20 protein-coding genes are annotated in these 23,439 nt (G+C 37.3%); 12 read left to right on the plus strand and 8 right to left on the minus strand.

Features of this window, described 5'->3' with window-relative positions; genetic code table 11:
- Nucleotides 1-192: 192 nt before the first annotated feature.
- The 3 genes from CWC11_RS11840 (at nt 193) to CWC11_RS23610 (ending at nt 3,663) form a co-directional block, all read left to right on the plus strand.
- Nucleotides 193-1,371, plus strand: coding sequence for a DUF547 domain-containing protein (locus CWC11_RS11840; RefSeq protein WP_138682857.1), 1,179 nt, complete (start codon nt 193-195; stop codon nt 1,369-1,371).
- Nucleotides 1,372-1,427: 56 nt separating this feature from the next.
- Nucleotides 1,428-3,215, plus strand: a complete 1,788-nt coding sequence (locus CWC11_RS11845; protein WP_138682858.1) for a putative 2OG-Fe(II) oxygenase — start codon at nt 1,428-1,430, stop codon at nt 3,213-3,215.
- A 301-nt stretch (nt 3,216-3,516) separates the two neighbouring features.
- On the plus strand, nt 3,517-3,663 hold the full coding sequence (locus tag CWC11_RS23610) for a DUF547 domain-containing protein (protein ID WP_502704799.1): 147 nt from the start codon (nt 3,517-3,519) through the stop codon (nt 3,661-3,663).
- Nucleotides 3,664-3,823: 160 nt separating this feature from the next.
- On the opposite strand, the gene CWC11_RS11855 is transcribed toward CWC11_RS23610, so the two are convergent.
- The 3 genes from CWC11_RS11855 to CWC11_RS11865 all read right to left on the minus strand — a co-directional run bounded on the left by CWC11_RS11855 (nt 3,824) and on the right by CWC11_RS11865 (nt 10,977).
- Nucleotides 3,824-5,473 carry a tetratricopeptide repeat-containing sulfotransferase family protein gene (locus CWC11_RS11855; RefSeq protein ID WP_138682859.1) on the minus strand — a complete coding sequence of 550 codons (1,650 nt, stop codon included), beginning with the start codon at nt 5,471-5,473 and terminating at the stop codon, nt 3,824-3,826.
- 59 nt (nt 5,474-5,532) lie between these two features.
- Nucleotides 5,533-8,391 (minus strand): TonB-dependent receptor domain-containing protein, encoded by a 2,859-nt coding sequence (locus CWC11_RS11860; protein WP_138682860.1) that lies wholly within the window; start codon nt 8,389-8,391, stop codon nt 5,533-5,535.
- A gap of 243 nt (nt 8,392-8,634) precedes the next feature.
- Nucleotides 8,635-10,977, minus strand: a complete 2,343-nt coding sequence (locus CWC11_RS11865; RefSeq protein ID WP_138682861.1) for a DNA polymerase II — start codon at nt 10,975-10,977, stop codon at nt 8,635-8,637.
- 60 nt (nt 10,978-11,037) lie between these two features.
- Here CWC11_RS11865 and CWC11_RS11870 point away from each other — a divergent pair, with 60 nt between their 5' ends.
- From CWC11_RS11870 to rsmS, 7 genes are all read left to right on the plus strand, one after another.
- A complete protein-coding gene (locus CWC11_RS11870; RefSeq protein WP_138682862.1) occupies nt 11,038-12,765 on the plus strand; it encodes a sulfotransferase family protein in 1,728 nt (575 codons plus the stop codon).
- A gap of 84 nt (nt 12,766-12,849) precedes the next feature.
- Nucleotides 12,850-14,925, plus strand: a complete 2,076-nt coding sequence (gene dinG, locus CWC11_RS11875) for an ATP-dependent DNA helicase DinG (protein WP_138682863.1) — start codon at nt 12,850-12,852, stop codon at nt 14,923-14,925.
- The gene (locus CWC11_RS11880; RefSeq protein WP_138682864.1) at nt 14,925-15,701 is read left to right on the plus strand and encodes a sulfite exporter TauE/SafE family protein; all 777 of its coding nucleotides are present in this window, start codon (nt 14,925-14,927) and stop codon (nt 15,699-15,701) included. The genes dinG and CWC11_RS11880 overlap by 1 nt, the downstream gene beginning before the upstream one ends.
- 1 nt (nt 15,702) lies before the next feature.
- A complete protein-coding gene (locus tag CWC11_RS11885) occupies nt 15,703-16,311 on the plus strand; it encodes a primosomal replication protein (RefSeq protein WP_058548335.1) in 609 nt (202 codons plus the stop codon).
- A complete protein-coding gene (locus tag CWC11_RS11890; RefSeq protein ID WP_138682865.1) occupies nt 16,311-17,219 on the plus strand; it encodes a histone deacetylase family protein in 909 nt (302 codons plus the stop codon). The genes CWC11_RS11885 and CWC11_RS11890 overlap by 1 nt, the downstream gene beginning before the upstream one ends.
- Before the next feature lie 35 nt (nt 17,220-17,254).
- Entirely contained in the window at nt 17,255-17,536 is a 282-nt protein-coding gene (locus tag CWC11_RS11895; protein WP_058548337.1) for a late competence development ComFB family protein, read from the plus strand.
- The gene (rsmS, locus tag CWC11_RS11900) at nt 17,520-17,672 is read left to right on the plus strand and encodes a pleiotropic regulatory protein RsmS (protein ID WP_138682866.1); all 153 of its coding nucleotides are present in this window, start codon (nt 17,520-17,522) and stop codon (nt 17,670-17,672) included. The genes CWC11_RS11895 and rsmS overlap by 17 nt, the downstream gene beginning before the upstream one ends.
- A gap of 2 nt (nt 17,673-17,674) precedes the next feature.
- Here rsmS and CWC11_RS11905 read toward each other — a convergent pair whose 3' ends face one another.
- On the minus strand, nt 17,675-18,199 hold the full coding sequence (locus CWC11_RS11905) for an SEL1-like repeat protein (RefSeq protein ID WP_138682867.1): 525 nt from the start codon (nt 18,197-18,199) through the stop codon (nt 17,675-17,677).
- Nucleotides 18,200-18,302: 103 nt separating this feature from the next.
- Here CWC11_RS11905 and CWC11_RS11910 point away from each other — a divergent pair, with 103 nt between their 5' ends.
- Nucleotides 18,303-19,187 (plus strand): DMT family transporter, encoded by an 885-nt coding sequence (locus CWC11_RS11910; RefSeq protein ID WP_138682868.1) that lies wholly within the window; start codon nt 18,303-18,305, stop codon nt 19,185-19,187.
- A 30-nt stretch (nt 19,188-19,217) separates the two neighbouring features.
- Here CWC11_RS11910 and CWC11_RS11915 read toward each other — a convergent pair whose 3' ends face one another.
- From CWC11_RS11915 to CWC11_RS11925, 3 genes are read right to left on the minus strand one after another with little or no spacing between them, the layout of a single operon-like run.
- Nucleotides 19,218-19,730, minus strand: coding sequence for a CC0125/CC1285 family lipoprotein (locus CWC11_RS11915; protein ID WP_138682869.1), 513 nt, complete (start codon nt 19,728-19,730; stop codon nt 19,218-19,220).
- A gap of 25 nt (nt 19,731-19,755) precedes the next feature.
- A complete protein-coding gene (locus CWC11_RS11920) occupies nt 19,756-20,496 on the minus strand; it encodes an anti-sigma factor family protein (RefSeq protein WP_138682870.1) in 741 nt (246 codons plus the stop codon).
- Nucleotides 20,493-20,984 carry an RNA polymerase sigma factor gene (locus tag CWC11_RS11925; RefSeq protein WP_006793586.1) on the minus strand — a complete coding sequence of 164 codons (492 nt, stop codon included), beginning with the start codon at nt 20,982-20,984 and terminating at the stop codon, nt 20,493-20,495. Before CWC11_RS11925 ends, CWC11_RS11920 begins: the two co-directional genes overlap by 4 nt.
- A gap of 135 nt (nt 20,985-21,119) precedes the next feature.
- On the opposite strand from CWC11_RS11925, the gene CWC11_RS11930 reads away from it, so the two are divergent.
- The gene (locus CWC11_RS11930; RefSeq protein WP_138682871.1) at nt 21,120-22,466 is read left to right on the plus strand and encodes a S8 family serine peptidase; all 1,347 of its coding nucleotides are present in this window, start codon (nt 21,120-21,122) and stop codon (nt 22,464-22,466) included.
- Here the strand turns inward: CWC11_RS11930 and CWC11_RS11935 are convergent.
- Nucleotides 22,450-23,403, minus strand: coding sequence for a hypothetical protein (locus tag CWC11_RS11935; protein WP_138682872.1), 954 nt, complete (start codon nt 23,401-23,403; stop codon nt 22,450-22,452). The genes CWC11_RS11930 and CWC11_RS11935 overlap by 17 nt on opposite strands.
- Nucleotides 23,404-23,439: the final 36 nt, after the last annotated feature.

Below are 23,439 nucleotides of genomic sequence, written 5' to 3' on the forward strand. Positions count from 1 at the left end.
ATAAAAATCAACAAAGCTAATTTGAGGACAATCTTAACCAAGAAAAAAATCCTGAGATCAACAAACAGAAAATCACGACTAAAATGAAAGTTGTAAACATATTATTTAAATTTGTTTATTTAAGGTGTGCAATTTGTTTACTGAATGTTTTTTGTTTAAGATTGTATTTTAAAAAACCTAAGGAGAGTAATTATGTACAAGTGGATTTTGCTTACATGCTTGGTTCTAAGTAACTTAGCAACTGCTAAAGATGAGAGCTTAGCGAAAGAGTTCTCAGATTTTAGTATTAATAATGACATCACTATTTCATATGATGATTTAGACCAACTTTTAAAGTTAACAGTTGTAGATACTGGCCGTTCGGATAGAAAAAAAGCGTCTAAATCACAAGCGTTAATTGGCACAAAAATGCGTTCGTCAAAAAAGAAAAATACAAAGAACGAAGCTAATCGGTTTTTCTTTGAAGAAGTTAGTAAGTCTGAAATAAGTGAAGGATTTAATAAGATACGTGTAAGTCTTGAAAGCTTACCCAATGAGATAGCTTTAAATAACTTATCACTAAATGAACAGCTCGCTTATTGGTTAAACCTCTACAACACCGCAGTTGTTGAACAACTACTCAAACACTACCCTGTTAGAGACACTGAAAAGTTACTCTTTGGTAAAAATAGCATTTTAGAAGAAAAGTTTTTATTCGTCTCAGGGCATGCATTGTCTCTAAATGATATTCAAAAAATAGTTTTTAAAAAATTCACTAATAAACCTATTGTTATGTATGGCTTTTACCAAGGTAATATTGGCAGTCCAAACTTAAGAGCAGAAGCCTACTATGGCAATAAGGTATTTCATCAGCTTGAAGATAATGGTGACGAATTTGTTAATTCCAACAGAGGTTTATATCTTGGGAAAAAAAATAAACTTTACGTTTCAAAATACTTCGAGCAAACAAAACCTTTATTTGAAAATTTCGAGACTGATCTGCATTACCACCTAGAAAAATATGTAGATGCAGGTATGCGATACGACGTAAAAAATGCTAAGTCGATTAGGTTTAAAATTGAAGATTGGAGCATTACAGATATATTTGGAACTGAGAGAGTTATCGGCGGCTCTTCAGCAACTAATAACGCAGCTATGCTTAATGCGGTAGTAAGTAACTCTACTTATCCAAAGGGCGCCGATGGAAGTGGCTCTGGTGTTGGAGCTGTAAACCTCAACTTTATTTCTGACTCAATCACCAATAAAACAATGGATTTTGGTCGGTTTTCTGCTGATCAAATTGAAAAATTAAAAGCATTAAAAATAAAAACTGAAAGTAATTCGGGTACAGTCAATATTAAAGACTTATCGACTGATAAAAGCGAAAATTAAAATTCAAATGTATTTTACATCCTGTTAATATAAAAAATAAACAGGATGTAATTTATATGCAGAAATTTAAAGCTGCTCTTACTGCGTACAATACAAAAAACTTCCAAAAATCTCTTGATATAATTGATGAGTTTAAACTTTCAAATCTAGATGCCAATTTACTAAAAGCAGCTAGTTTAACTGCTTTGAATAAAAATGATAAAGCCATTGAAATATACCAATTCGCACTAAAAAATAACCCTAAAAGTACTTCATTACTAGAAAACTATACCGGACTACTTTGTAAATTAGGCGATTTTATAAGTTGTTTAAATCTATTAAACACAACAGCAACAACCGTTTCAGCTAAGCTCACTTTAAATAAACTAGAAGCATTAATAAAATTAGGTCACTTACTTGAAGCTAAAAAATTAGTGCAATTAATAAATACACCAACTAATTTAGAGTTTAGGTTCTTATGGTTAAAAATAGAGCTGCATGAGGCGTTAGGCGAGTTAGATATAATTGAAAGTATTATTAATAAGCTACCTGAAGCACAACAAAATAACGTTTATATAAGCTATAAAAGAGCCTGTAATTTAAGAAATATGGGTCGCTTTAATGAGGCTTTAGATCTACTATTAAATATAGAAAAAAAGGAAAGTACCACACCAGAAGTATTATATTTAATAGGCTGTATTTATAAAGATTTAAATAATAACCAGCAGTGTGAACGCTACTTAAATCAATGCTTAACAATTGCTCCTTATTATGTCCCTGCACATGAAAGCCTTAATAAACTTTACTACTCAACGAAAAACAACAAATTATTTTTAAGTAGCTATAAATTAGTAAAGCAGAAGTACGAACCTCACCCTGTAATTGAACATTCTTTTATATCACAGCTTATTAAATCTGATAGCTATGAGTCTGCCTTAGATGTTTCAACCAATGCATTAAAACTATTCCCCAATGATCAAGCACTACTTCATGCGCATAGCGTTGTCTTAGGAAAGCTGAATGACCATGAGAAAGCTTTTAACTTATTGAATCAGCTTGTTAAAATAACACCAAATGAAAGCAGATACCGTATAGATTTAGCAAATTATTTCATAATGAATGGAGACTACATAAGTGCAATTGCACAATTAGAAAGTGCTTTAAAATACGATTACTTTAATCAAGAAGTTTGGGCTTACTTAAGCACCGCGTGGCGCTTATCAGCTAACGATAAATATCATTGGCTGACGAATTACGATCAATACGTAAAAGTTTTTGAGCTTAAAAAACCAAAAGGTTATAGCACTAGCGGACAATTTTTTGAAAACTTCACTGATTTATTACTCAATTTACACGCACACAGTACACAATTGCTTGATCAAAGTGTAAGAAGTGGTAGCCAAACAGAGGGGCACCTCTTATTTAGAAGTAACAAGCTAATAAACGACTTTAAGCATTCTATGAATAATTGCATAACAAGCTATTTAGCTAATCTGCCTAAAGACCAAAGCCACCCTCTGTGTTCGAGAAATAATAATGCATTTAAAGTTAATGGAAGTTGGTCAGTCAAGTTAGGTAACAAAGGGTTTCATGCAAACCATATACACCCTGCTGGGTGGTTATCTGCACCAAGTTATATTTCTCTGCCTAATGAATTAAATGAAAATGACACTAATAAAAGTGGCTGGTTAAAACTAGGGGAAACTTGTTTAAACCTCAAAGAAAGAGAAGAGATAGCGCGAAGTATTTGTCCCAAGACAGGTCAAATGATTATATTTCCTAGCTATATATGGCACGGTACATATCCTTTAAAAAGTACACAACCACGTTTAACCGTTCCATGCGATGTTATGCCTATACTTTAGATTAAAATCCAGTATTAGCCGATGGCTTTATACTTCCAGAAGAGTTTTCTGACTTTAGCTTAAATAGGGATATAAAGGTTTATTATACTGATTTGACCAGGTCTTAACAGTTGTAGATGGATGTCGGACAGAACGGCTTTAAAGTCAATGAAGTCTATAGGTACAAGAATAAGATCAACTAGAAATAAGCGTATGGCATTGAAACTACTAGCTTTTATTTTAAATAGGTTATTGAAACAGGTCTTAAAAGTGGATTTAAAAAATTCGTTTAAGTCTAGAAAAAGCGCCAATTCAAGCCTCTCTGAACGATCTCAGCCTAGATGAACAGCTCGCCTATTGGTTAAACTTATATAATATTGCCATGATTGAAAAACTAATTGATTGGACTTCCCATAGTGCCGTGCAATGTGCTGTTAATGGGGGCTATTTAGCAAGTTCTTTTTCATAGAACATACAGTCTCAAACGCGATTTTGTTCGACTGTTCTAAGCAAGCTTTATAAGCTCAAAGTTAATAGTGGAAAAAAGCAGAGCCTCTGTGGAGATAAAAGATTTGCCAACGCAGAATTAAAGTATATCAGCTCTCTACTGAGAGCTGTAAATATAACTATTAAAGCGACAAGTTATAAAACGCTTCAAACTCCTTTTCAGGTATACTTTGCTTTATGTACTCACTAAAGTTTTTATATCTACCAGATGAAGAGGTATAGAGGGGCTTTCTAACTTGCCAAACACTCGCTGTACTTACAATATTTTTTTTCTCATGGAATGAGCTGTTTTCATCTTTATATTCAATACCTAAAAAATCAAACAACGGTATAAGAACTTTTTCAGGCTTTGAAACTAATTCATCATAGTTTACCGTAAAAATATCATCGGTATATTTTTTTAACCAATGGCTTTTAACTTTTTGCTGCGCTGTATAGTAATGTAGTGTATCGCTAAGGTTAGTAGCATAATTTAAACTAGGCCCTAAATGTTGAAAATATGCCGATAAACTATTATCTCGAATATCACGCTCCGTCCATATAATCTTAGCGTTTGGATAAATACTTTTGATTATGTCAATGTAGAGGTAGTTCTCAGGCCTTTTATCTGTGACGAATGCCCTCTTATTAGCTCTAAGTGCTAACTCACGGTTATAGCCCTCTTTAAACTCACTTGTACTGGCTGTATTTGCGAGCTCAACTGGATTAGCAATTAAGTTAAATAAATTTTTGTGAATATAGTCAATTTCGCCACCAGCACTAATATAATCAGATGCAGCAAGTATTTGCTCGATTAAAGTAGAACCAGAACGGAACATGCCACAAATTATGATTGGTGTTAACTCACTATTTTCATTGCTAGTAACTGACTTTCCCCCGCGTTCTAAAGTTAATTCTGTTAGTTTTTTAATATCGCTCTTACTGTAATTAGGTAAATATGAACGATTAACTCTATTTGCACTAAAATAATACTCCCAAGCTTTTTTATAATCAGCAATATCATTAAATACTTTACCAAGGGCATAATATAAATCAGCAACTATCGAGTTATCTTTTTCTTGCTTTATAATTTTTAGACTCGTTTTTTCATAGTTTAGAGCTGAAGCGCAATTAAACGTATTTATGTCTGCAAGCCTCGCGTGCGCTAAGCCATGCTCTGGGTTTAAAACTAGCACTTGTTGAAAAAAATATAAGCTTTTGTTTTTGTTACCCATTTTCTCATATATATTAGCTAAATTAAAATAGGCGCTTACATTGTTTCTTTGAATTTTTATTGCTTCTTCTAGGCATAATACGGCGTTTTTATGATCGTTTAGCAATTCAGAGTAAACTAATGCTATCTCTAATTTTAACAAATAAAGATCTCGGAATTGATTTTCTTGAGCCTTTAAAAGGTGCTGTTTAGCTAAATATCCATCACCTAATTTTCGGGCCAAGCTGCCAAGTAAAAAATGAGCACCTGCGTCCTTAGAGTTTACGTTTACAAATACTTTTAATTTGCTAATTGCAGTATCAGAATCACCACTCGACAAATACAATTGAACTAATGTATTAATGTAATCAAATTTGTTTGGAACAATCGAAACTAACCTTTCACTAATTAGCTTAGCCTCATTAAGGTTTTTTTCACTCATTGCAACCTTGAATAATAGTACAAGGGCCTGCTCTGCAGTATTTTTATCAGCAGCTAATATATTAAGTGTTGCTTTTCCTTTATTGATTTGACCACTGTTTAGCTCCTTTAAAGCTTGCGATAAGCTAACTTGCGTCATTCTTAAATTTCTCCATAAAAAAAGCGAGCCTAAGCTCGCTTTATTTATACCACAAATGATTAGAATTTGAATGATATAGTTGTATGGAAGTAACGACCTAACGTGTCGTAGTAACCAGCAATAGCGTTAGCATTTGTTGATAAGCTTCCACCTAAAAGAGGTGGCTCTTTATCTAAAACATTATTAACACCTACTAACAATGAAGTGTATTCATTAATAGTGAAGCTACCTTTAAGATCTAGGTAACTTTGTGAGCTAATACCACCTTGAGCTAGAGTATCGTCACCGCTGTAATCACTTACTTCACCGAAGTAGCGCCATTTAGCAGTTGCACGCCAGAAAGTATCCATGTCGTAGCTAAGAGTTAAAACATGACGCCATTCAGGTTGAGCAAAACAGCTATTATCAAGTGTACCTACACAGTCATAAGCTTCACTTACACCAGGAATGTTATCGTACTCTTTACTAAGCATGTAAGTACCGATTAGGTTAGCTTTTAACATACCACCAGCAATTTCAACATCATAGTTTGCACTTAAATCCACACCTTCCCAGTGCAATTTACCAAGGTTAACGTTAGTTGCTACAACTTGGCCATCACCAATCCATAAGCTACCGCTGCCAGATGTTCTTTGTACGTTATCACAGAAAACAGCATCACCAGTAAGTGCACAGTTAGTTACAATCTCTTCAGGATTGATATTACCAATCGCATCTTCAAGTTCAATATCCCAGTAATCAACTGAGAAGTTAAACCCTTCAAATGGGTTTGCAACAATACCAAACGTTATTGTATCTGCAATTTCAGGGTCTAAGTCAGGGTTACCACCGAAGAAACCATTGTACTGAGATGCTGGGCTAGCAGAAACATTACCGTACTGAGATGCAGAAACACCTGTATTAGCACACTGCGCAGCAGATAATGAAGGAGAATCAGTAGCACAAGGATCTGTACCACCCCATAAGCCAGTACTTTGGTTAGCAAATAATTCACCATTATTTGCGGCACGAACTGCGCGGTTATAGCTTGTACGGATTTTCCAATCGTCCGTTACATTCCAATCAAGCGCTAGTTTATAAGTAGGCTCAGCACCAGAAGTACTGTAATCAGACCAACGGTAACCTAAATCAACAGCAATACTCTTAGCAAAAGGTGCATCTTCAAGAATAGGTAAACTAACTTCTGTGTAGAACTCAGTTAGGTCGTATTCACCATTTAAGCTTTTAGTAGTACCACCTTGGCCTAGTAATAAACCTTGTGCGTATACTTCATCAGCTGTACGGCTAAATGTTTCTTCACGGTACTCTGTACCAAATACTGCTGCAATTGGGTAATCTGAACTTGGTAAACCAAAATCAAATTCACCTGTTACATAACCACCAACAATAAATTGCTCTGTTACACCGTTAAGAATAGCTGTGCCTGTTAAAGAGCCAGCCGCTTCTGATGTAATACCTTCAAACTCAAATACTTCATAAGGAATACAGCCATCGCTAGTTGCACAATCTTCACCATTTGCAGATAAAGCTGTTGCTATACGTGGACCAAAGAAGTCATTAATGTAAGCTGAAGACGAAGATGTAGAACCATACTGAACAAATGCATCGTATGACCACATGTCATTGATTTCGCCTTCAGTACCAAGTACTAAGCGGAAAGAGTTATGTTCAAGTTGGTCGGCACGCGGGCCACCTTCTACATTACGTTTACCGATGTAAGTAGCAAATTGATCACCCGATGTTAAACCAAAGCGGTCAGTTAAGTCTTGACGTTGTTGGTCAGTTAAAAGTGGGCTGTCGTAGTCAATATTATAGTTTTCGTTGAAGAACGTACCTGATTCAGCGATTTGTGCTGTAGTACGGTCACGCATGAACATAGCTTCCACGTATGGGTGGAAATTATCATTTATTTCATAATCAGCAAATAAACCAAATGTATGACGTTCATCAGGGCGCATAAAGTGGTTTATAGGAGCGTAGTTGTACAGATTGCCAACTGAATTTTCGAAACCGCCTGTACCATCAAGTGTCCAGTAGTCGTAATCAGACCAATCAAAAGCACCATCATCAGTTGGTGAGGATACGTAGAAGTTTGGAACGACAGCATTACCTGAACCACCACATGAAGTACCTGCAGCATTTAAAGCACATGAAGAGTAATCACGAGCGCCTTGGCGAAGTTCATTTTGCTTGTTGTAAGTAATATAACCAACGGCGTGACCTTTACCACCGTCAAAAGAACCACCTAATGTAGCACTAAAGTCAAAAGATGATCCGTCTAGGCCTGAGCTACCTGTAGGGTAATCAAAGTCTTTGTCATCCATAAGGCCTTGGATATAGTCATTGTCGTTGTCATGTTGATATGCAGTTGCACCTAAATCAACAGCAAAGCCTTCAAATTTATCGTTCATTACAAAGTTAACAACACCTGCAACAGCATCTGCACCGTAGGTAGATGAACCACCACCGGTTAATACTTCAACACGCTGAATTAATGAAGCGGGAATTTGGTTAACATCAGCAGATTGAGTGTAAATACCACCTGCTTGTGCACGACGGCCATTAATTAGAACTAGAGTACGCTGAGAACCCATACCACGTAAATCTAGGGTTGCAGTACCCGTAGCGCCGTTAGATTGGAAAGCAGTAGATGAAGCTTCAAGTTGAGGTAAGCTGTTTAACATGTCTTCTACACGTGTAAAACCTGAAACCGCTATTTCTTCTGCTGTTGTAATTTGTACTGGGCTAGCCGTTTCCATATCTGTGCGTTTGATACGTGAACCGGTAACTTCAATGCGTTCTACTTTTTCAGCTGACTCTTCTTCTGCAGCGAATGTACTTGCAGAAAAAGCAGCTGTAGAGGCTGCACCAAAAGCAAGGGCTAAGCGCACCGCTTTTGAAACTTTATTATTTAACATTTGATTCTCCCTGGGTCACCACTTGTTAGAAGCGACTTATTATTTAATTATTTATTTTGTTACAGCATGTTAACTGCAACTGATACAAATACTAAACAAAAACGCTTTAAAAGCCAACTAATGTTAATCATTTTTTAAAATAAAAGTATAAATGTAAATAAAGCAGGTACAGAAAGGGTGGATTCATAACAAATATTTGTATCAGGAAAGAGAAGACGTGGATTAAGCGCTTAATTGGTACTATTAAATTAGATTGAACTGACCAGAGGATATTGAGTTTACATTTAAATTACAAAAACTTGAAACCATCTCAAATAATGGGATTATTTGTTTCTCTAAATATATTTGGTAATCGTAGTTATGTAAGCCTTGGTACAGTTCTACACCATTAGTTGTGTAAACAAATGTAACAAATTCGCCTCTATTTAGAGTAAATTCACTATTTTTTTTCTGGAACTTTTTTACTGCTTGCACGTGGGGAGGGATATTTTTTCTATAATCGCTTAAATTTTGACCCAAACGTTTTTTGAAAACTAATAAATGATCAAATTCCCCTCTTATAAGATTACTAATATACTCTTTTACTAAGGTATCAATTTTAGAAGGCTGCTGAAAAAGGAGGGTGAATAAATCAAATTGAAATTGCTGCGCTAATTTAGTCCAGTCACTTCTTACCGTTTCTAATCCTTTAAAAACAAGTTTTGTTTCATTGGGTTTTATTAATTGACCAACATAGCGCTTTTTAGAGCCAACTGATTTACCTCTGATTGTAGGTAAAAAGAAAGGACTATAAAGAGATTCAAACTCTATTTCTAAATGACTTGTTAGATCATGTGTTTGTTTAATCTCGCTAACCCAAGCCATATTTATTTTATCAGCTAAAAACTTTCCAATTTCATTGCACTCATCATGAGTTAACTCATCGTCTAATTTTATAAATGTAGAATCTGTGTCTCCATAAATTACACTGTAGCCATGCTCCTCTATCCACTTTTTAGTTTGTAGCATTATTTCGTGCCCACGCAGAGTGATAGAACTTGACAGTCTTGGGTCATAAAATCTGCATCCCTTTGAACCTAAAACCCCATACAAACTGTTCATTATTATTTTAATTGCCTGGGAGAGCATAGGGTCATTATGATCTTTTGCCAGCTGACGCTGTAAAGCTAAGCTTTGTATAAGTTTAGGTAAGTGATGATTTTCTCGAGAGAATTTAGCGAAGTTATAACCTTCTACACTATTACTAGGGTTAGCTAACCCTTCTATTAATCCAAGGGGGTCAATATAGAAAGTTTGCATAATACTGGGGTATAGACTTTTAAAATCGAGCACAATTACATTTTTATAGAGTCCAGGTAAAGACTCCATTACATAGCCACCTGGGCTTTCAAATGTTAATCCGTGATCACCCATATTAGGTGCAATATAACCACTCCTATGTAAAAGTGGTAAATACATATTAATAAAGGCAGCTACAGAGCCACCTTTTTTTTCAAGCTCTAGCCCAGTTAACTGGGTTCGAATAACTGCAAAATCGAGGAGTTTTAATTTTTCAAAAATTTTATCTACAAGTATGCAATCTTGCCTATTGTATGCAGCAAGTGACAGCTTATCTTCATTAAATTGCCGAATAATTTCTTGTAAACTATTATTCGACTCAATTAATTTTGACTCCCCTAATACTTCCTTTGAAACATTAGCGAGCGAAAAACTTTCAAAGCTATACGTGGCATTTTTTAGCGTATCGATCCCATCAATAACACAGCGTCCGGGAATAGATACACGGGTAAAGTGACCTTTACGAACATATAATGGAAGCCCGCCCCTACCTATTGCTAATTTTAAACCTAATGCCTCCGCGCGTTCATAAAGCACAGAAAAATCAAACTCAATAACGTTCCAACCAATAATTATATCAGGGTCATGTTCTGTAATTAGCTCTACAGACAATCTTAATAGTGCAACTTCATCCTCGCACCAGATAATAGTATCCCCAGCACTTTGTTCAAACTGCTGTGGCTCTCCTATCATAATAATACAATCTAACCCGCATCCAACTAGGCCAATAGAGAACAATACACCGCTCTCATTACATTCTATATCTAGTGATAACTTAGAAAGCGAGGGAGAGTAATCAGAGTTAGCTTTCAATTTAGCATTTAAAATTACACTATAACTGTCATACTCAAAATGATTACCAGTAACCCACGCACCACCTTTAATAAAGCGCTCCATTAAATAGCGATCAATTGGCCTTATGTCATCCTCAAATAATGTAATCCCACTATTTTTTAAAGCTTTACTTGCACTATAAAATTGCCTTAAAGATTTAAAATAACATGCACTCATTTTTTGCTGCTGAAAGTTTTTTAAAGTAAGAGGTTTTATATAAAAGTTAAGCGATTCTGCATTTAAAACATTATTAACTATATTTGTATCTTCGCTTTTTATAAAAAACAGCGCCGTTTCACTATCAGATACGGTCTTAATTGGCCCATTATCGGTGGTTAACCAAATTTCATATTGTAAACCATGTGCTGTATCATTAGCCTGAGCTGAAAGTACAAAACCTGACGTTAAATACACGATAGAACCTTTATAAGTTTTATGTAAATGTAAGTTAAATCAATAAATAAAAGAGTAAAAATGATTAACGAGCAACTGCTTAAAGAAGCATTAAATTTAATTGATAAAAAACTATATGTAGAAGCTATTCCTCTATTAACCACTATCACTAATAGCCAACCAGAATTAGACCAAGCTTGGCTTCACTTATCAAAGTGCTATGAAGAGATAGGTGAGTTAAGTAATCAACGTGAAGCCTATAAACAGTACGAAATGATATCATGGTTTAATCAGCAATTATCGAAAGCCAAAGAAGAGTTACGTAAGAGTGACTTTAAAAACACACAAAAAATAATCCAGGAATTATTAAAATTAGTTCCAAACGAAAAACGCTGCTTACTATTGTTGAGCGAAGCAGCATTTAAAGCAGGTGATTTGCAAACATATTTTAAAGTATCTCAATATAACTTTAATTGTAATCCAACCTCTATCACTGTTACTTTCAATTATTTGGAAACGCTTTTTAATACAAAGCACTTTAGTGAATTTATCCAAGTTACATCAGAGTTAGATAATGTGGATCTTTCATCTCGCATGACGAGCCTTTTAGCAGCATGTCATGTTAAGCAAATGAACTTTGAACTTGCTTTTGAGCTTTTCTCTGTATTAGAAGAGCAAAACTTCCACCCTTCTATTTGCTTACTGAGAATGGGCAATATTAAAAAAATTATTGGTGATTCAGCTCAAGCAATCGACTTATATAAAGCTGCGTTAAAAAAAGATAACACTAATACAGAAACTTATTGGAACTTAGCTAACTTAAAAACTTATAAATTTACAGATAACGAAATAAAAGACTTAGAAGCCCTCTCAACCTCATTACTTCAACCAACAAAAAAAGCATTCATACACTTTGCACTAGGCAAAGCGTATGAGCAAAAAAACGACTGTAAGACTGCTTTTAATCATTATAAAGCCGGTAACTTAATAAAAAATAAACACATTAAATATCGCGAAAGTAAATTTGATACACGCTGTGTAAAATCGATAAATAAAGATCTAATTACAAAACTACCAACCATTCCATCACCACCTTTTCAATTAGTTTTTATTGTTGGAATGCCAAGAAGCGGCTCTACATTGATAGAACAAATATTAGCTAGCCACTCAAAGGTAGATGCAAGCTATGAGTTAACCGAAATTATATCTATTGCTAAATTATTAGAGCAAAAAAACACTTCAACAACACCTTACGGTTTAGACAATATTACAGAGCAAGCCCTTATAGATCTTTCAAAGCGCTACCTTAAATTTATTGAGCCCTTAAGGAACAAGAAGCCTATTTTTATTGATAAACTTCCTGCTAACTATCAACACATTGCGTTAATAAAGTCTTTATTCCCCAATGCTAAAATAATTGATGTTAGACGGGATAACAAAGCAACAGCATGGAGCCTATACAAACATATTTTTTCAGAAGGCCATACATACTCATATTGCTTTGAAAATCTAGCTCAATATATAAATAAGCACTGTGAGCTTATGGAGCATTGGAAGACGCTTTACCCAGATGATATTCTGAGCGTTCAATATGAGCAAATCATTAAAAACTTTGACTCAACTGTAAAAGAAATAATGAGTTTTTGCTCTATTGAAATAGAAGAAAGCTGTTACTCTTTTTATAATTCTAAACGCCCTGTTTTAACACCCAGCTCAGAACAGGTAAGGCAACCTATCTACAAAGACGCCCTAAACGACTGGAAAAAATTTAAGCCGTATCTAGAACCATTAATTAAATTACTAAATTAATCTCATCGTTGCTTGTAGTTACACTCTTATGACTCTAAAATCCATAGCACTGTAATTATATACATAGTTTAGGCAAATCATCCCATGCTTTCTGAGTCACTAAAAAAAACAATTAGGCAAGTACACCAGCATGTGGCTAATAACCTAACTGATTATCGCCCGCGTAGTAGCCAAAACTACCTCGTCGCCGAAATAGCAAAAACGCTTGCCGGCGAATACCATAAAAAGCAGCGCATTTGCGTAATTGAAGCAGGCACGGGTACTGGTAAATCACTTGCTTATTGTTTAGGTGCGTTACCGCTTGCCCTTGCACAAAAAAAGAAGCTAGTAATTTCTACGGCTACCGTGGCATTGCAAGAACAATTAATTGCTAAAGAGCTGCCTTTTTTTAAGAAGCATTCTGGGCTCGACTTTAAGTTTGATCTAGTAAAAGGTAGGCAGCGCTACATTTGTGCACATAAACTACATAACGCAGTTAATGGTGATAGCCAAACGCAAATGGAGTTTATGCCAACACTTACCTCACCATTGAGTGATATGGAGACCAAGTGCCTCAAAGATTTATACGATGCATACGTTAATAAAAAATGGCAAGGCGATAGAGACAGCTGGGCTGACACCATCCCAGACAGAGTGTGGAACTTAATTGCATGCGATAAACATGCCTGTCAGCGCCAAATGAAAGCCCACCAAACTTGTCCATTTCAGCTTGCTCGTAATCAGCTTATGCAAATGGATGTACTTGTAATTAATCATTCCTTATTACTTGCTGATTTAGATTTAGGTGGCGGTAAAATATTACCCGAGCCCGACAATACTATTTATGTAATAGACGAAGCGCATCACCTTGCGCATATTACCCGCGACTTTTCATCAGCGGCAGCCACTATTAAAGGCACCATAGACTGGCTAGATAAACTCACCAAATTTAGTGGCAAAATGTCTAAGGTATTAGTTGGTCAAAAAGCCATTGGTCAAAACTTCAAACTGTGCGACAGCATTAACGACGCCAATAAAGATTTAAAAGTAGTGCGTGATATTCTCGATAACGCCGACTTTGAATACTCAAAAGATGATACGTACCGGTTTGAGCACGGCGAAATCCCTAAATCATTGCATAGCAAAGCTAAAGATATAAGCGATGCCACACTAGATGCACTGCGTTGCTTAAACAAAATGCACGACACCCTCACCCAAGATGTAAGCGATGGTGACATAAAACCATACGTTGCTGACCCTGTTTTAGCCGAAAGCGGGCAATACATAAACCGCTTAGAGCAATTAAATAAACTTTGGTATAGCTATGCAAATAAAGGTGAAGGCACACCCCACGCTAGGTGGATAAAGCGCTTAGAGTATAAAAGCCATCACGATCATTTATTAAGCGACTGCCCAATTGAAGTAGGCTACTACCTTAAAGATAAATTGTGGAATGAATGCGCCGGTGCAGTTTTATGCTCTGCTACTTTAAGTGCCCTAGGCTCGTTTGATCATTTTGCTTACGAAAGTGGTTTAGCAAAAGAAGAAGGCGTTAAATTTATTAAGGTCCCTTCACCTTTTGATTACCCTAAACAAGCAACACTTAGAATTCCGGTTAGTAAAATAGAACCAACCGACAAAGCGTTTAGCGACCATTTAGCGCAAACATTACCTGAGTATTTAAGTACTAAAAAAGCTAACCTAGTGTTGTTTGCCTCGTACTGGCAAATGGACCATGTGGCTAAGTTTCTTAGAACAAAAGGTTTTAACTTATTAGTACAAGGCGAAATGTCGCGAGAAGCATTGCTTAAAAAGCACACTCAAAATATTGATGACGGTAAAGGCAGTATTTTATTTGGTACGCAAAGTCTTTCAGAAGGGCTTGATTTACCTGGGAAATATTTAGAAAATTTAATTATTACAAAAATACCTTTTGCTGTGCCAACATCTCCCATAGAAGAAGCCCAAGCAGAATTTGTACAAAGTAAAGGCGGTAACCCGTTTTTGTCTATCACAGTGCCCGATGCCGCAAAGAAATTGGTACAAAGCTGTGGTAGACTGCTGCGAAAAGAGAGCGATGAAGGCTATATAACCATTCTCGATAGGCGCTTAATTACCAAGCGCTACGGCAAAGCCATGCTCGACACCTTACCACCTTTTAAAAGACAAATAGATTATTAATGTTTGAACTTGCTTTAGATCCAACCACACTGGCAGTTTTATGTGCAGCGGCACTTGCTGCTGGTTTTATTGATGCAATAGCCGGTGGTGGCGGGTTGCTTACCGTACCCGCACTATTAACCGCAGGCTTACCGCCGCATGTAACGCTTGGTACCAATAAACTTGCCGCAAGCTTTGGCTCTTTAACCGCCAGCTATACTTATTATAAAAAAAACCTATTTAGTCCTAAGTTTTGGGCAAGCTCTATTATTGCCACAGGCATAGGCGCTTTAATTGGTACACTCGTTGTTGATCATTTAAGTATTGAATTTTTGAACAAGCTTTTGCCTATCATTATTATAATGGTGGCATGCTACAGCTTATTTGGCAGCTTAAGTACCACGCAAGGCAACGAACTACCTTCAAAAAACCCCACTTTAAAAGTTAAGCAGTGGCTTCAAGGATTAGCTTTAGGTTTTTTTGATGGCGTAGCAGGCCCAGGTGCCGGTACGTTTTGGACTGCCTCAAATAGCTTACTATATAAAATGAGCCTTTTACTCAATTGTGGTTTGGCTCGCTCAATGAACTTTGTATCTAACTTTATATCGCTCATAACCTTTGTAGCGCTTGGCCACGTAAACTTTTTACTGGGCTTAATCATGGGTTTATTTATAATGTTCGGCGCTTGGATTGGTGCACACTCAGCCATCCGTTTTGGCGGAAAATTTATACGTCCGGTATTTAATACAATGGTTATACTTTTAGCATTAAAACTTATTTACGAGGCTTACCTATAAAATGCTAGCAAACGCGTTAGATAAATTACGCCAACAAGTTGCCACATTGAAGCAACAAGCCGAGCAATTTGATAAAGCTAAATTGTTTTCTAAAAACCGTTATATGCAAGCGCAGCCAAGCTTGTTTGATCGCGGCGTATTTAGTACTAAAAGCATGAATCTTGCCGACTACGTAACAGAAATAGAAGATGAAATAGCAAGCCTACCACCAAGTGAACATCGCCACGCATATACTTACGCTCTTGAGCGCATAGGTAATCAAGTGCAAGCCGTGTTTAGTGTTATTAAATCAACGCCTATTTGGACAAAAGAAAACAAAAGCCACTTTAAACCACGCCCAAAAAATAAAGTTTATAAACAAGCTGTGCAAAAAATAATGCAATCGTCGCACGAGCTATACGACGAGCTTAAACAAAACCATGAATTTGAACGCCGCCTGGTATTAATGATTGAAGAGCGTAAGCTGCAAATGGAAAAAGCCACACCAGCGCAAGCACAAAAGCTTAATATGGAAATTTTAACAACACATGCTCGATTAGGCAGATGCCGAAAAGCAATTTCGGCCACCGAAGATAAAATTCAACAAGTCGAAAAACAACAATTACGCTAATGCAGCTTTTTTACCATCCACTATATTCTGCTTTAACACTTCCTGAGCTCCATCGCTTTCCTATACAAAAATACCAACTGCTCAAAGCAGAAATTGAAGGCCTAGGCTTAACGGCTAATCATTTTACGTCGCCTATAAAAGCAACGCCTGCTCAGCTTTCGGTTTGCCATAATCAAGCTTATATTAATGACTTTTTAAACGGGTCACTTAGTAATAAAGCCATTAAAAAAATGGGCTTTCCTTATTCAAATCAATTGGTAGAGCGCACTTTATTATCGGTTGGTGCAAGTATTCAAGGTAGCGAACACGCGCTAAAGCATGGTTTTAGCGCTAATTTAAGTGGTGGCTATCATCATGCATACAGTGATTACGGCAGCGGCTTTTGTATTTTTAACGACCTTGCCATTGCAGCAACACATTTAATAAATACAGAGCAAGCCGACACGGTTTTAATTTTTGATTGCGATGTACATCAAGGCGACGGCACCGCACAAATAACGCAAAACCAAAGTAATATAATCACTTGCTCTATACATTGTGAACAAAACTTTCCGCGCTTAAAGCAGCAATCCGATTACGACTTTGCAATGCCGACCAACACAACAGATGCCGACTACTTAACTACCCTTAAACAAGCCCTCGAATTTTGCGTTCGCATTCACAGCCCCGATATTATTTTATATAACGCAGGGGCAGATATTTACCAAAAAGACGAGCTTGGCCTATTTAATGTATCCCTTGAGGGAGTTTACAATCGCGACTATTACATACTCAATTATTGTAAAATGAATAACATCCCACTCATGTGTGCACTTGGCGGGGGCTATCAGCGTAATGTAAATTCGTTAATTAATGTTCATAAACAACTATTTAAAGCTGCTGTCGATTTATACCCAGCCTTAGTATAAACTCATAAAATGCAATGGATATTTAGGGAAGCAAGATGCGATTACATGAAGACATACATAACTTTTACGAAAAAATAGTGGTTGAAGAAATCCTTAAACGTAAACTAGATAAAGTTTACAACGAAGATGTTATGGCCGATTTTTGTTGTACGGTGCTCAATCAACTTCCCCCTCGCTATATTCGCTACGATGTAGATATGGCCTTTTATTTGCCTCAAAGTGAGCGAATTCATATGGAAGAGCGCGTTCAAACTGCTATTGATGTCGCCATTAGTCAAATATCTAAAAAGAAAGATCTAAATGAACAATCCACTTGATCAAGCCCCTACACATGTAAAACTTGCTGTAGATTTAATTATGCTTTTGGAGCAACACGACGTTGCCCCAGAAGAGGTTTTAAAAGCACTCGATATTGTAAAAAGCGACTTTGAAAAAAAGCTAGAAAAGCAATAACGCTATTCTATTGTTTGTATGTCGTGCTGGGTAACGCTACCGTCGTGCTTAGTGCAATCAATTTTAACTTCGCCAAATGTACGCCTAGGCGAAGTTGAGCGTCGACATGTCATATTTTGTGCTTTAACGCCAAATTGCGTTATATACAACGCCACTGTTTCGTCTATTTGTTGTTTTTGCTGCGTAGTCGCTGCACTGTAAAATGCATCGTATTGCGCAGACCAATTTTCAACCCCCGCTTCTTTTGCAACACCTAACCAGCCCATTCCAAGCTTAATAGACGGCTCTAAGTATTGGCCTTTTAAAAACATAAACGCCAACGTATATTGAGCACTTTTATACCCAAGTGCTGCGGGCTCTTTTAAATTATAAAAAGCTTGTTCGTACAGCCCCTTTTTATACGCTTTAATCCCATTGTATTCTTTTTTCTTCATTGTATTGTCGCTGTATAAGTTAACTGGGGTCGACCCACACCCACTTAGTAAACCCACAACCAAAATTGCTGTAACCAGTAAACACCTAGCCATAACTAGTCCTTTTATTATTTTTATATGCGAGTACCGAATCTGGCTTACACTCTTTGCAAAGCCTGTTATTCTGTAATTCAATTTGTATAATTAAAATACTATCATGAGCTTAGCAAGTTTACTTAGGTTATTTTTTCTGGCTGCAATTTGGGGCGCCTCATTTTTATTTATGCGAATGGCTGCTAATAGTTTAGGGCCCGCGGTGTTAATAGAGTTTAGAGTCGGCTTTGCGGCACTCACACTATTTATAGTTGCGCTGTATTTAAAGCGCCGATTAGCGTTTACCCAACACAAAAGGCACTTTTTTATAATTGGCGCACTTAACTCTGCTCTGCCTTTTTTACTTTTTGCTTATGCCGCACAAACTATTAGCGCATCTACGTTATCTATTTTAAATTCAACAACCCCTATTTGGGGCGCTGTTGTGGGTATTATTTGGAGTAAAACCAAGCCTACTAAGAGTATGGTTTTAGGCTTGCTGTTGGGTTTAATAGGCGTGGCAATTTTAGTTGGGCAAAATCATTTTGTATTAAGTAGTCAATCAATAATAGCCATAGTAGCGGCATTGAGCGCTTCGCTTTGCTATGCCATTGCATCCCATTACACAAAAAATGCGCCAAAGCTTGCACCGTTCGATAACGCACACGGCTCAATGTGGGCAGCGAGTTTTATGGTACTGCCCCTTATTTTATTTATGCCAATGCGTGAAATGCCAACCACCAACGTTATGCTCGGCGTTTTAGCCCTTGGCGTAGTGTGTACCGCGCTTGCTTATATTTTATTTTTTAAACTTATTGAAGATATAGGCCCAACCTCAGCACTCACTGTCACGTTTTTAATACCGCTATTTGGCATTTTTTGGGGACATTTAATTTTAGATGAGCAAATTGGGCCAAATACGTTATTAGGCGCATTATTTGTTATTGTGGGCACTATGCTGGTTACTGGATTTTTACCACGAAAAAAGCACTTAGCTAAAACAAGCTAAGTACTTATATCAAGTGCTTTTACAAAGCGCTTACTTTTGTGCTTTTTTGCTTAAGTTTTCAATTAAGTCTTGGGCGCTAAAGCTGTTGTCGCTTGGTTTTATGCCTTTGCCCATTTTAATATCAATCAGAGTGTGCACTTCTTTGCGTTTATCATTGTTGCTTACCTGTACGCCTACACTACTTGTTGGGCGTGCGCGTGTTTCGCAGGTTAATAAACCGCAGCTTCGCTCATATTGCTGGCTTTGTGATGCACTAATAGATGACGTGGGGGCTTGCGATTTAGACTCAACAAAAGTTTCTTTATTAGTAACAACAAACCAGTCGTAGCCTTGCGCTTGGGTAAGCTCAGCTGCGCGTAATAATGCATAATCACCGGCATCGGCTACATTGCTTGACACACTTTTAAACTCTACTCGGTATTGATCGTCGCTAATTTTTTGCTCGCTGTAACCTTTTGAGCCATTATTCGCGGCGCGGTAATCAGGTTTAGATGCACAACCCGCCATAAGTAAAATACTGATAATTAAAATAGATGTTTTCATAATTCACCTCGTTTTATACACATTATTATTTGTTTAACTGCCACTTTGCGCTAATTGCTTGCTGCTCTTGCGCTCTATCTAGTGGTGCGCCGCTGATCATGCTATCTATAACAGCATCTAACTCACTGTTGTTAGACGCCGTTTGATATTGCGCGCCATTATTGCTTTGCTGCGCTGCTGTTTGCGCTTTAATTTGCCAACCGCTTTGCGTTTTACAAGCAATGCTTGTTTGCGTTGTATTGTTTGAGCTTAGTGCATACTGCCTACAAAGCTCACCTTGCTGATTTTTAAAACTAAGCTGCGCGCTAAATAGTGAGCCATCACTTTGCTCAAACACACTACTGCTTAGCTGTGTGTTAAGCGCTGAGGCTATATTACTAGCCACTAAGTTTTGTGCATTATGTGGCTGTAAATAGCTAGTCATTGCTATACCAAATACCACGGCAATGCTTGCAGCTATTGCTAAGCTTTTATTAGCCGATTGCTTAACGGTTTGCCAAGGCGTTAACGTTACTACATTGCTATTTGACGTGTTTTTAGTCGTTGCTGTATCAAGCTTTGCAACCGTTTTAGCTAATGAGTCACTAAGGGGCGCGTCATCAATATTTGTAGCGTGCTCTTTTACTAGCATGTCTACTTCGCTTAGTTCTGCAAGTCGCATTACTAGTTCATCATTGGTTTCAAGGGCTTTACGCACTTGCTCCATTTCGTGCACGCTGAGTTCTGAGTCTAAAAAGGCGCTAAGTGTTTCGTCGTTAATGTTCATACTTGCTCCTTTTTAAAGTCGGGTTTTATTAAGTTATAAAGTGTACTGCGTGCTCGCGATAATTTACTCATTACACTGCCTATAGGTATATCTAGCGTATGTGCGACTTCTTTATAGGCCATGCCCTGCACTGCCACCAGCGATACTATGGCGCGTTGCTCTTCGGGTAATTGCCCAAGTGCTGTATTTACATTTTTAAGCATTTGTTTGTTTTCGAGTGTTTGATGTTCATTACTTGTAATTGGCTCTGGTAATATATCGGCCTGAGCCGTATTTTGCCTCACCTTGCGTGAGCGGTATTCGTCTATCCACACATTGCGGCAAATTTTAAACGCCCATTTAGCAGGCTCAACGTCATCTGGAATGCCTTTTACTAATAGTTTTTCAATTGTTATTTGCACTACATCGTCTGCATCTGCTTTACTACCCGTTAGCGAATAGGCAAAACGCCTAAGCATGGGCAATAAGGTTTTTAATGTTTCGTTCATTGATTTTTACCCCTTTTATAAAGAAGACGATTCAAAAAAACATTTATTCCCAAATAGTCAAAATAATTTAAATAATGAAATATTTCTATGTGTTAAACGTTAACTAACAGTGTAATAAAAAATAAGTAACCCACTATGAACATGAAAAAAGTCCGCGTTAAACACATAATAGCCGCCTCGCTTTGCATATTTAGCGCAACGAGCTCAGCCAATATAGTAAAAGTCGATCAGGTGCTTGGGCAGCTAAACCCAATAGAGCAGCGTATTGAACAAACTATAGAGCGTGCACAACGCCTGCCGCTTCCGGTGCCTGTTCCACAAATATCGATTGATGAACTAAAAGCGCAAATAAGTGAGCCAATTAGCAATTTACCTAATGTGCTTAACATTAATATAGATAGCCAAAACACCGCATTTGTTGAAGTAGAGCTAAAAAGCGGCTTTAGAGCAATAGAGCGCCAATGGTTATTAATGGCAAATAGCCAACAACTTAATACCCTAAAACAGCAAAATGTAACGATTGTATCGGTAAAAAATTACAACGCACTTAATATGAGCTTAGTGCGCTTTAACGTCCCTCAAGGTGTTAATTCTAAAAGTGAGTTATTAAAAGCGCTTAACTTAGATGAGTCTGCAATATTTGACCGAAACCACATTTACCAAGCACAAACAGGCGAGCCTACCATTAAAGTAACGCAAAATAAGCCTATTGCGCCCTACTGCACACAAAGCGTAAAAATCGGCATGATCGATAGCGCCATTAATACCAAACACAGTGCTTTTAAAGGCGCAAATATCATCACACAAAGCTTTTTACCTAAAGGGTTAAGCTCGCCAAATTTACACGGCACCGCCATAGCGGGCTTAATTACAGGTAAAGGAGCAAACCTTAGCCCGCTTTTAAGCAGTGCCAAGCTCTACAGTGCAGAGGTGTTTTATAGGCAATCTGAATATGCACAAGGGGCTACTTTATTTGCCATAGTAGAGGCACTTAACTGGCTAGTTAGTAATAAAATACCCGTAATAAATATGAGCCTAACGGGGCCAAATAACGCAATTTTAGAAGCAAGTATTACTGCTGCAATAAAGCAAAACGTGTTAATTGTGGCTGCTGCAGGTAACCAAGGGCCAGCGTCTCAGCCGTTATACCCTGGCGCGTATAAGAGCGTGATAGCGGTAAGTGCTATTGATTCAAAAAACCAAATTTATAGATGGTCAAATAAAGGTGATTACATAGACTTTACAGCCTTTGGTGTAAATGTTGTTACAAGCCAAGGCAATGGGAAATTTGGAAGGGAGTCGGGTACATCAATGGCGGCGCCGCATGTAAGCGCGGCATTAAGTTGTTTATTGGTAAAGCATGGAAATAATAAAACCAAAGCACTTAACGAGCTTACATCACTTGCCAAAGATTTAGGCGAGCAAGGCAAAGACACCACCTTTGGTTATGGCGCCATTTACCCACCTAAAAGTGCACTTTAACTGACGCCGATAAAACCGACTGCGTATAGGTATTACTACTAAGCTTTGATTGATAATCGCCATATTCAGCCTCGGCTATTAGTGTTACGTGCTCAAATACAGCTACGTTATAAAACGCATTTACTACATTTCGATGCTCATCTCGCGACGGTATTTGCTCAAAAAAATCATCCGTTGTTTGCTCATCGTAATCTTTATTTTGATAACGCCAGCCAACCCCCACTTTGTTAGCCACATTAAAGGCCGTAAATTTGTGCGTAACTTTAGTAGTAAAACCGTAGCCGTTAAAGTCGTATTGGTTGTCGTCGGCGTTTTCTTTATCGGCACTTAGCGATGCCATTAGCATGGTTTGGCCATTATTTATAAAATGATAAAGCGCTACATCGGCACCTACGCCGTCGGCATTTCGTGCTTTTGCAGTAGCAAAACGTTTAGCTTTGGTTTTTATGCTCATACGCAAATACGTATGCGGGTTTAAAAAATGGCCATAATAAGCACTGGCTTGATTAAAATGTAAAAATGTATCGCCATCTACATTTGCCTTTGCACCATCGTAACGACCCCCTATTTCATGGCTATTAAAGCTATAGCTGCCATCTAAACCATATTGATGAAGGTCTATATCGTATTGATCAAACTCATCGTAGTCTTGTTGTTCAAACTTATAGCTTGATGTTAATTTAGCGCTTTTAGTTAGTTGCCATTTTGCATTAACACCTGCTGCGGTTTTTATGCCGCTGTCACTTTGCGACGAAATATCGTCAAGCTCCTGAACAGAGAGCGCCGAGTTACTTAATACCCCAACTTCTGCTTCTGCATTTAGCTCAAAGCTACTTTTAAAGGGTTTAGTTTGCTCAGATGTTTTAACGTGGTTAGTTTGTGCAAGGACCGCTTGGGCACTAAAAACACACAATGTGGCGGTTATAACTGCTTTCATATTTATTCTCCAACAGGCCGAATAGTTTTCCCTATT

This window comes from Pseudoalteromonas sp. S3178, from assembly GCF_005886985.1.
Classification (GTDB): Bacteria; Pseudomonadota; Gammaproteobacteria; order Enterobacterales; family Alteromonadaceae; genus Pseudoalteromonas; species Pseudoalteromonas carrageenovora.

Bases quoted from the DNA above. Each gene is read 5' to 3' on its own strand.
- CWC11_RS11840 (WP_138682857.1), top strand. From the start codon at position 193: ATGTACAAGTGGATTTTGCTTACATGCTTGGTTCTAAGTAACTTAGCA.
- CWC11_RS11845 (WP_138682858.1), top strand. From the start codon at position 1,428: ATGCAGAAATTTAAAGCTGCTCTTACTGCGTACAATACAAAAAACTTC.
- CWC11_RS11855 (WP_138682859.1), bottom strand. From the start codon at position 5,473: ATGACGCAAGTTAGCTTATCGCAAGCTTTAAAGGAGCTAAACAGTGGT.
- CWC11_RS11860 (WP_138682860.1), bottom strand. From the start codon at position 8,391: ATGTTAAATAATAAAGTTTCAAAAGCGGTGCGCTTAGCCCTTGCTTTT.
- CWC11_RS11870 (WP_138682862.1), top strand. From the start codon at position 11,038: ATGATTAACGAGCAACTGCTTAAAGAAGCATTAAATTTAATTGATAAA.
- dinG (WP_138682863.1), top strand. From the start codon at position 12,850: ATGCTTTCTGAGTCACTAAAAAAAACAATTAGGCAAGTACACCAGCAT.
- CWC11_RS11880 (WP_138682864.1), top strand. From the start codon at position 14,925: ATGTTTGAACTTGCTTTAGATCCAACCACACTGGCAGTTTTATGTGCA.
- CWC11_RS11885 (WP_058548335.1), top strand. From the start codon at position 15,703: ATGCTAGCAAACGCGTTAGATAAATTACGCCAACAAGTTGCCACATTG.
- CWC11_RS11890 (WP_138682865.1), top strand. From the start codon at position 16,311: ATGCAGCTTTTTTACCATCCACTATATTCTGCTTTAACACTTCCTGAG.
- CWC11_RS11895 (WP_058548337.1), top strand. From the start codon at position 17,255: ATGCGATTACATGAAGACATACATAACTTTTACGAAAAAATAGTGGTT.
- rsmS (WP_138682866.1), top strand. From the start codon at position 17,520: ATGAACAATCCACTTGATCAAGCCCCTACACATGTAAAACTTGCTGTA.
- CWC11_RS11905 (WP_138682867.1), bottom strand. From the start codon at position 18,199: ATGGCTAGGTGTTTACTGGTTACAGCAATTTTGGTTGTGGGTTTACTA.
- CWC11_RS11910 (WP_138682868.1), top strand. From the start codon at position 18,303: ATGAGCTTAGCAAGTTTACTTAGGTTATTTTTTCTGGCTGCAATTTGG.
- CWC11_RS11915 (WP_138682869.1), bottom strand. From the start codon at position 19,730: ATGAAAACATCTATTTTAATTATCAGTATTTTACTTATGGCGGGTTGT.
- CWC11_RS11920 (WP_138682870.1), bottom strand. From the start codon at position 20,496: ATGAACATTAACGACGAAACACTTAGCGCCTTTTTAGACTCAGAACTC.
- CWC11_RS11925 (WP_006793586.1), bottom strand. From the start codon at position 20,984: ATGAACGAAACATTAAAAACCTTATTGCCCATGCTTAGGCGTTTTGCC.
- CWC11_RS11930 (WP_138682871.1), top strand. From the start codon at position 21,120: ATGAACATGAAAAAAGTCCGCGTTAAACACATAATAGCCGCCTCGCTT.
- CWC11_RS11935 (WP_138682872.1), bottom strand. From the start codon at position 23,403: ATGAAAGCAGTTATAACCGCCACATTGTGTGTTTTTAGTGCCCAAGCG.